This window comes from Hyphomonas sp. (assembly GCF_046313975.1).
In the GTDB taxonomy this organism is placed as follows: domain Bacteria; phylum Pseudomonadota; class Alphaproteobacteria; order Caulobacterales; family Hyphomonadaceae; genus Hyphomonas.
On sequence record NZ_JBKBXB010000068.1, the window covers coordinates 1 to 8,554 of the forward strand.

Below are 8,554 nucleotides of genomic sequence, written 5' to 3' on the forward strand. Positions count from 1 at the left end.
AGACATAGGCCGCCCCGATCATGAACAGCACGAAGCCGATACCCGCCGCCGCGCCGAGCCGGGTAACACCTTCGCGTTCCTCCAGCCAGGAGACGCCGACTTCAAGCAGCGAGATCGAGGAGGTGAAGGCTGCGAACAGGGCGAGCGAGAAGAACACGACGGCAAAGATTTCACCGCCCGGGATCGCCTCGAAGGCGACGGGCATGGACACGAAGAACAGGCTGGGACCACCGGCCGGGTCGAGGCCCGCGGCAAACACGATGGGGAAAATGGCGAAACCGGCGATCAGCGCTACGAATGTGTCTGATGCCGCAATGATGCCGGAGGCGCGTGGGATGCTGGTATTGCGATCGAGATAGGCGCCGTAGGTGATCATCAGGCCGACACCGACGCCAATCGAGAAGAAGGACTGGCCGACGGCGGCGAGGATCGTCTTGAAGCCGACGTCTTCCCATTTCGGCTCGAAGATGAAGGCCAGCGTGCGCACCGTGTCGCCATTGGACACGGAGAAGCCGACAACCACGATCAGCATGATGAAGAACAGGGGCATGAGGATCGTCGCGGCCTTTTCAAGCCCGCCCTTCACGCCGCGCCCGACAACGAAGACATTTGCCGCGATGAACAGGCCGAGCAGCAACAGCATGTACCAGCGCGACTGCATCGGCATCTCGCCCTGCCCGATGACGTTCAGGAAATACTGGCCTGACTCTGCTGCCGTCGTGCCGTGCAGATCGCCCTTCACGGCCTCAATGATGTAGGCCAGCAGCCAGGACGAGATGACCATGTAAAAGGTGAGGATGAAGAAGGCCGTCAGCGAGCCGATCCAGGTGACGATACCCCAGTTCTGGCTGCGGCTTTCGGCGCGGGCAAGCGACTGCACCCCTTCAATCGCCGACATGCCGGATTTTCGGCCCATCGCATATTCCGCCATCAGCAGCGGCAGGGCAACGAACAGCACGCAGAGGATGTAGATGAGGATGAAGGCGCCGCCGCCATTCTCACCGGCCGTGTAGGGAAACCGCCAGAAATTGCCAAGTCCGACGGCAGACCCCACAGACGCCATGATGAAAGCGAAGCGTGAGCTCCAGGTTTCAGTCTTGCGGCCAATCTCTGCCATGAATCGCGCTCCCCGGGGTAATGTTTGGCGCGACCCTAGACATCAACCGCAAAAAATCAACGCGCGAGGTGCGGCTGCGCGGTCAGAACAGGCCGCGGCCGGTCAGCTTCTCATCCTTGTGTACATAGGCCGACAGGATGATGCCGAAACAGGCCATCACCGTGATCAGCGCTGTGCCACCATAGGAAATCAGCGGGAATGGCATGCCCAGCACAGGCAGAAGGCCCAGCACCATGCCGGCATTGAAGATGGCGAAAAAGGCGATGGTGGAGGTGGCCCCGATGGTCGCCAGGCGCCCGAACCAGCTCTTGTTGCGCCCCGCCACCATCAAGGCCCAGGCAAACAGGAAGGCGAAAACGGCCAGCACGCCGACCGAGCCGATGAAGCCGAACTCCTCGGCAATCACGGTCAGGATGAAATCCGTATGCTGTTCGGGCACATATTCCTGTTGCGACTGGATTCCCTGAAGATAGCCGCGCCCGCTGAACCCGCCCGCGCCGATGGCGATCTTGGCCTGCTCGATCTGATAGCTCTCGCCGAGACCATTGGTGGTCTGCCCGGTGATGCCAGCGATCAGGGTATCGACCCGCTCGCGCTGGTAGGGTTCGAGCACGAAGGCATAAACAGCCGGGACAGCTGCAATACCCGCGACGATGGCAGCCACCACATAGCGTTTGGCGATGCCGGCAAAGAAGATGATCATCGCGCCGGAAGCGGCGAGGGCAAGCGCGGTCGAAAGGTTCGGCTGCTTGAACACGAGTGCGGCAGGAATCAGCATGATGATGATGGCGATTGCGTGCACCCAGAGGGGCGGCGCCTGACCATTCGACGGCATCATCCTCTGGTAATAGCTCGCCAACGCCATGGTCACGGCGAGCTTTGCGGGCTCTGATGGCTGCAGGATGATCGGGCCGACCTTCAGCCAGCGCGCAGCCCCTCCGCCCATTACCCCGAAGAAGTCGACCATAACCAGCAGCACGATCACAGCGGCATAGGCCGGCCAGGCGAGGCGTTCCCAGATGCCCAGAGGCAACAGCGCGAGGCCGATCATCAGAATGAAACCGACGCAAAGGCGCGTGAGATGATCGCGCCAGAGCCCTGCCTGGTCCGGCGACGGCGCCTGCGTGACGGGGTCCCAGCTGACGGAGAACAGCATGGCCGCACCGGTCAGGCCGAGGGCGACGATCATCAGGATGACGCCCCACGGCAGGCGCGCGATCTTGCCAAGGGGCCCCAGGCTGGAGAAACGCAGCGAGCCTGCAGTTGCGGTGCGCGCTTCACCGCGTGTATAGCCGGTATAGCCTTCTCGGCTCATGCGGGATCGCCTCCGCCTGGGCCGTCCGTATCCGGAACAGTATTCGATGCGCGCCGGGCATAGGTCGGGGTCCGCCCGGAATCCATACGCAGGGCGGCCGCGAGAATGTCCCGTGCCACCGGTGCCGCCGTGCGCGAGCCGCCTTCGCCATGCTCGACGATCACCGAGATGGCATATTTCGGATTGTCGGTCGGGGCATAGGCGACAAACAAGGCATGGTCGCGCAGCTCGCGGGCGATCGCGGCGCCGCCGCGGATACCTTTGGCGCGCTCTTCAGCGGTGATGCGGCGCACCTGCGCCGTGCCGGTCTTGCCCGCCAGCCGCGGCCCGCCGAGACCGAGATCACCGGAGCGATATCCGGTGCCACCGGGTTCGGACGTCACGCCGAACATCCCGGCCTTCTGGATTTCCATGATCGCCGGATCGAGCGGCTTGTCGAGAACCGGATCTTCGTCAGAGGGCGGACCAAGTCCGATCAGCTTCGGCCTGAGAGGTGCGCCTGTCGCGGCGATTCGCGCCGTCATCAATGCCAGCTGCAAGGGCGTGGTGCCCAGCTGGCCCTGCCCGATGCCGAAGTTCAGCGTCTCGCCTTCGAACCACGGCTCGCCGCGGGCTTTCATTTTCCACTCGGGGTCTGGCACGAGACCGGAGCGCCCGCCGGTCATGCCCAGCACGAAGGTTTCACCAAAACCGAACTTGTGGGCGACTTCCGCGATCTTGCGTACGCCGGTGCGGCGCGCGATCTCGTAGAAATAGACGTCGCACGAGTGCTTGATGCCGTTGTGCATGTTCATCACGCCGTGCCCGCCGCGTTTCCAGCAATGCCAGGTGCGGTTGCCGAAACGGTAGGAACCGCCGCAGCGGACAGTGTCCGTCGGCTTGACCACACCGGCTTCCAGCGCGGCCGTCGCCACCACCATCTTGAAGGTTGAGCCGGGCGGATACACACCGCCATGCGCGCGCGGATACAGGGGCGCCATGGGATTGTCGCGCAATTCGGCATAGTCCTTGCCGGAGATGCCGTTGACAAAGGCGTTCGGGTCAAAGGCCGGGGTCGAGACCATCGCGAGGATGTCTCCGGACGCGATATCGATGACCACGGCTGCGCCGCTCTCGCCCTCGAAGCGCTCGATGGCCGTGCGCTGCAGCTCCGCATCGATAGTGACAAAAAGATCCTTACCCGGAACAGCGGCCTGCCGCGGATCCTGTGCCAGCTCTTCCATCGGGCGGCCATGCGCGTTGGTCACGACCCGGCGCCGGCCAGGACGCCCACGCAGCCAGTCTTCCGCGAAACGTTCCATGCCCTGACGGCCCACGCGGATGTCGGGATGGCGCAGCATCTCGCGGAAGATTTTGACCTCCTCCGGCGAACGGCCCTGTGTCATTCGGTCAAGATCTTCTGCGCTGGCCCGCGCGACATAACCGAGCACATGCGCGAAATCGCGCCCGCGCGGATACGAGCGCGTCGAACCCATCTGCACATCCGCGCCTTCGATCTCGACAGCATGGACGCGAAGGCGGGCGAACTCTTCGTAGGACAGTTCCTGCGCCACGGTGACCGGCACAAAGCTGGCATTGCGCATCCGGTTGGCACGCACCTCATCAAGGATACGCCGGCGGCGTTCCGGCGGCAGGTCGATGTAGCGCCCGATCTGGTCCAGTGTCTCTTCCGGATTTTTCATCCGCTCGGGAACGACCGAGACCCGCCCCGCCTGCCGCTGCGAGGCAAGCGGGCGGCCGAACCGGTCGAGAATCTCGCCACGCTCTGGCGGCGACATCACGAGGCGGATATGGTTCTCTGCCGCAAGCTTCGCATAGTGCTCTTCCTGAAGGAATTGCAGCTGGAAGAGACGGGCCATGAGCGTGGAAAACACGAGGCCGCCTGCGCCCATTGCGATCAGCAGGCGCCTGTCGAAATCGGCATCGACACTTATCTTCCGGGCCATCAGCTGCCTCCCGGGGATTCACCCGGCCGGCGGCCGAGATCATACATCCGCGCGGCAAAGGCGTAGACCAGGCCGGTGGTGATGAAACTCGCCAGAAGCGGCCAGCTGCGCACAAGGTGGTCCGTGGTGATCGAAGCGAACATCCAGACGAGCAGGAAGGCTACAACCAGCAGCACAGCCGGCCCGACAATGGCAACCAGCGCATCGCGCATGCCATCGGTCTGGTCGGCGATACCGGCACTCATGCCGTAGATCAGAAGGTTGATCATCGCGAAGCAGCCCAGCGGGGCATTCGAAACGATGTCCTGCATCAGCCCGAAGAGGATCAGCAGGATCATCGGCCTTACGGACAAGCCGGCACGCCCCCAGCCGATGGCGCCCCAGAGCGCCGCAAACGGCCAGGCAATCGGAATGCCCAGGATCGCCTTGGGCGTCATCCCCAGCACGCCGACGATGGCAATGATCGCGGCCCCGAAGATCAGGCGCGGTGTCGGCCCGGCTTGGCTCCACAGGGTTTTCTGCTTCCGTTTGAGCGAGGAGGCGGCCATGGCTCAGCCGCTCCCTTGCGGGGCTGCACCTGCCGCCTCGGCCGGCACGTCTGCGGGCGGCTCAGGCAGAGGTTCTGGAATCACCGGCGGGGCAATCATGCGGACATAACCGCTGGAATGCTCCCGCATCGCAAGACGCACCAGCCATTCATTGCCCGATCGCGTCACCGTGCCGACGACAAGCCCGCGCGGAAACGCGCCGCCCTCGCCGGAGGACAGGATGCGCTCGCCTTCAATGAAATCCGCCTGTTCCGGCATGTCCTTCAGAACGCCGCGATCCCGGTCCTTGCCCTGCATGATCGCCCGCACGCCGCTGACTTCGCCGAGCACCGGAAGCTGGCTCTGATAGTTCGAGATCAGCAGGATGCGCGAAGAGCGCTCGCCAAGCTGCATCACCCGGCCGACCAGCCCGCCCTCGTTGAGCGCCACCGCGCCGGGCTCCACACCTTGCAGCCGGCCGGCATTGGCCAGCACGGTCTGCGCAAACGGCCCATCGACGACCGTGGTGATCCGTGCCGTCACCCCGCGCTCCGGCGGCTCGCCCATCAGGTTGAGGATTGTCTCATAGGCTTCCATGCGTTCGGCCATGGATATCGCCGCCGCCTTGTAGCGCGCCAGGTCGCGTACTTCGTTCTCGAGTTCCTTGATGCGCCGCTCGCGGTCAGCCTGACCGCTGATCTGTGCCCACAGGCTGGTGTCGGCCGGGGCGCCGATCCGGTCGCTGATGGTGGTGCGCGCAGGCACGAAAAAGCCGGAAATCTGAGGCGCTGTCTGCGCGACGATCAGGGCGAGCGCGCCAAAAATCAGGATGCCCAGCGTGACACGCCGGGCGCCTGACTTCTGACTTGACCGGCCGGAACGTCCCGCCATGTCTCAGGCTCCCTCACCTGTCCCGCATGCCCGCGAGGCTCAGACTTCCGGGCAGAGGACGCTCTTCATTTTGGAGTAATTCTCCAGAACCTGTCCACAGCCGTTGACCACGCATTTCAGCGGGTCATCTGCAATCATTACGGGCAGCTGCGCCTGATTGCGGATCACGGTGTCGAGATTGCGCAGCAGCGCGCCGCCGCCCGTCAGCACGATGCCTCGATCGACGATGTCGGCGGCCAGTTCAGGCGGCATGGCTTCGAGGGCGATCTTAACGGCATCGATGATATCGGTGACCGGCTCCTTCAGCGCTTCGGCGATCATCGCTTCGGTGATTTCGGTTTCCTTCGGCACGCCGTCCAGCGTACCGCGGCCACGCACCGTGAGTGCCATGCCTGTGCCGTTTTCCGGCGGCATCGCGGTGCCGATTTCCTTCTTGATCCGTTCGGCAGACATTTCGCCGATCAGGATCTTCTGCTCGCGGCGCAGGTAGTTCACGATGGCCTGGTCCATCTTGTCGCCGCCGACGCGCACGGAGCGCGAATAGACGATGCCGCCAAGCGACAGGACCGCGACTTCCGACGTGCCGCCGCCGATATCGACCACCATCGAGCCAGCCGGATCATCGATCGGCAGGCCGGCGCCGATGGCCGCGGCCATCGGTTCCTCGATCAGCTCGACATGGCGGGCACCTGCGGCCAGGGCCGACTGGTGGATGGCGCGGCGCTCCACGCTCGTGGCGGAACTGGGCACGCAGATGATGATGAGGGGAGACACGAAGGCCCGGCGGTTGTGTACCTTCCGGATGAAATGCTTGATCATTTCCTCGGCGACTTCGAAATCCGCGATCACGCCGTCGCGCATGGGGCGGATCGCCTCCATGTTCACGGGCGTCTTGCCGAGCATGTTCTTGGCCTGCTCGCCGACCGCGTAGACGATCTTTCGCCCCCCCTGGGTCATGTAGGCGACGACCGAAGGCTCATCGAGCTGCACGCCCTGGCCCTTCACATAAACGAGGGTGTTGGCGGTGCCGAGGTCGATGGCCATGTCTGTGGACAGGAGGCCGAGAAGACTGCCGATCATGGTCTGTACGAGCTCTTTCTATACGGTCCGGATCGTTCCCGTCCGGCACGCACGCTTTTGTGATCACAGCCCCATACAACATGTGCCGTTAACGCTCATTTAAAGCAAGAAGCTGGCCGCAGTTTTATGGAACGTTTCGTTCCACAAGTCCGAATCTGTTGATTTTACTGGTGCTGTCTCAAAACGCTCCCATGACGGCAGGCATCCGGTGGAACGGTTCGTTCCGAAAACGTTAACAAACGTCCCCTTGCCGTTAACCCATCCCATATCCGGCGCAGCAAGGAATCACGTCCGTTGCCGCAAAAGTGACCGGCACATGAACGGATCGTTCGGCTTTGATTGAGGCCGGGCAGGGCAATGTTTACCCGCAACGCCGGAGAAGATGGCCCCTCGCGGCTCCACCCGACTCCCGGACGCCAGCTTACGGGCCCGCCATCCTCCCCCTCGGGCAGGCCCCTCCATCTCCCGGCGTTGCACTTTCCCGGCGGCGCGAGGTTCAGGCCGGCTGAACGAAGGTGGCGATCACCTTCTTGCGGCCGGTCTTGTCGAAATCGACAGTCAGCTTGTTGCCCTCGGTGAAGGCAACCCGGCCATAGCCGAACTTGTCGTGAAAGATGCGGGTCCCGACCGGGAAGGCATCCGGCCCTGTGCCGGTCGCTGTCAGCCCGGCCGGGTCTTTCGGCGGCGGGCTGGACGGGCGGGCGGCGTTCTCCTTCAGACGGCGCCAGCCGGGGCTCTGGTAGTCGGAGCGCTCGCCAAGGTCTTCGACCGTACCGGCAAAAGCCGTCTCGCCCCCCGGCATGCCGGAATAGCCGGTCTCGGAGACGGCATCGACATGTGCGTGCGGCAGCTCGTCGACGAACCGGCTGGGCATCACCGCCTGCCAGCGGCCATAAATCTGACGGTTGGCCACGAAGGAGATATAGCAGCGTTCCCGCGCACGGGTGATGCCGACATAGGCGAGGCGCCGCTCCTCCTCGAGCCCCTTCAGCCCGTTCTCGTCCAGCGACCGCCGGGAGGGAAACACTTCCTCCTCCCAACCAGGAAGGAAGACGACCGGCCATTCGAGCCCCTTGGCGGCATGCAGCGTCAGGATCTGGACCTGGTCCTCCCCGGCCCCACCTGTGGCCGCATCCATCACCAGCTCGACATGCTCGAGGAAGCCTTCGAGCGTGTCGAACTCGCCCATGGCGCGGACCAGTTCCTTGAGGTTGTCCAGACGGCCCTGCGCCTGCGGGCTGCGATCCTTCTGCAGCATGTCGGTGTAACCGGACTCCTCAAGGATCGCCTCGGCAAGCTCGGTATGCGGCATGCCGCCTTCGAGCTTGGCGCGCCACATGTTGATCTGGTCGATGAATGTCGTGAGGCCGCGCCTGGCCGGGCCTTTCACTTCGTCCGTCTGCAGAACCATCGGCGCCAGCGTGAACAGGCTGCGGCCGTCAGCGCGGGCATAGGCCTGCAGCTTGGCGAGGGTCGAATCCCCCACACCCCGTTTCGGCTCGTTGACAACGCGCTCGAAGGCAAGGTCATCATCCGGCGAGCGCACGAGGCGCAGATAGGCAAGCGCATCGCGGATTTCGGCGCGCTCGAAGAAGCGCGGCCCGCCGATGACGCGGTAGGGGATGCCGAGCAGGATGAAACGTTCCTCGAAGGCACGCATCTGCCAGGACGCGCGCAC

At 64.0% G+C, this 8,554-nt stretch carries 7 protein-coding genes; all 7 read right to left on the reverse strand.

The genetic code is table 11. The features are described from left to right. Window positions 1-1,117, reverse strand: a 1,117-nt coding sequence (locus ACK4TE_RS15575) for a sodium-dependent transporter (protein ID WP_409912453.1), incomplete at its 3' end; no start/stop codon positions are given. A gap of 82 nt (window positions 1,118-1,199) precedes the next feature. Continuing rightward, complete coding sequence (rodA, locus tag ACK4TE_RS15580) at window positions 1,200-2,432, reverse strand: rod shape-determining protein RodA (RefSeq protein ID WP_409912454.1); 1,233 nt, start codon at window positions 2,430-2,432, stop codon at window positions 1,200-1,202. Then, window positions 2,429-4,378: a penicillin-binding protein 2 gene (gene mrdA, locus ACK4TE_RS15585; protein ID WP_409912455.1), complete on the reverse strand. Its 1,950-nt coding sequence runs from the start codon at window positions 4,376-4,378 to the stop codon at window positions 2,429-2,431. Before mrdA ends, rodA begins: the two co-directional genes overlap by 4 nt. Beyond that, the gene (locus tag ACK4TE_RS15590; protein ID WP_409912456.1) at window positions 4,378-4,926 is read right to left on the reverse strand and encodes a hypothetical protein; all 549 of its coding nucleotides are present in this window, start codon (window positions 4,924-4,926) and stop codon (window positions 4,378-4,380) included. Before ACK4TE_RS15590 ends, mrdA begins: the two co-directional genes overlap by 1 nt. 3 nt (window positions 4,927-4,929) lie before the next feature. Then, window positions 4,930-5,796 carry a rod shape-determining protein MreC gene (gene mreC / locus ACK4TE_RS15595; protein WP_409912457.1) on the reverse strand — a complete coding sequence of 289 codons (867 nt, stop codon included), beginning with the start codon at window positions 5,794-5,796 and terminating at the stop codon, window positions 4,930-4,932. Between the two features lie 39 nt (window positions 5,797-5,835). Beyond that, window positions 5,836-6,876, reverse strand: coding sequence for a rod shape-determining protein (locus tag ACK4TE_RS15600; RefSeq protein WP_409912458.1), 1,041 nt, complete (start codon window positions 6,874-6,876; stop codon window positions 5,836-5,838). A 496-nt stretch (window positions 6,877-7,372) separates the two neighbouring features. Further along, window positions 7,373-8,554, reverse strand: a 1,182-nt coding sequence (locus tag ACK4TE_RS15605) for an ATP-dependent helicase (protein ID WP_409912459.1), incomplete at its 5' end; no start/stop codon positions are given.

Bases quoted from the DNA above. Each gene is read 5' to 3' on its own strand.
- rodA (WP_409912454.1), bottom strand. From the start codon at position 2,432: ATGAGCCGAGAAGGCTATACCGGCTATACACGCGGTGAAGCGCGCACC.
- mrdA (WP_409912455.1), bottom strand. From the start codon at position 4,378: ATGGCCCGGAAGATAAGTGTCGATGCCGATTTCGACAGGCGCCTGCTG.
- ACK4TE_RS15590 (WP_409912456.1), bottom strand. From the start codon at position 4,926: ATGGCCGCCTCCTCGCTCAAACGGAAGCAGAAAACCCTGTGGAGCCAA.
- mreC (WP_409912457.1), bottom strand. From the start codon at position 5,796: ATGGCGGGACGTTCCGGCCGGTCAAGTCAGAAGTCAGGCGCCCGGCGT.
- ACK4TE_RS15600 (WP_409912458.1), bottom strand. From the start codon at position 6,876: ATGATCGGCAGTCTTCTCGGCCTCCTGTCCACAGACATGGCCATCGAC.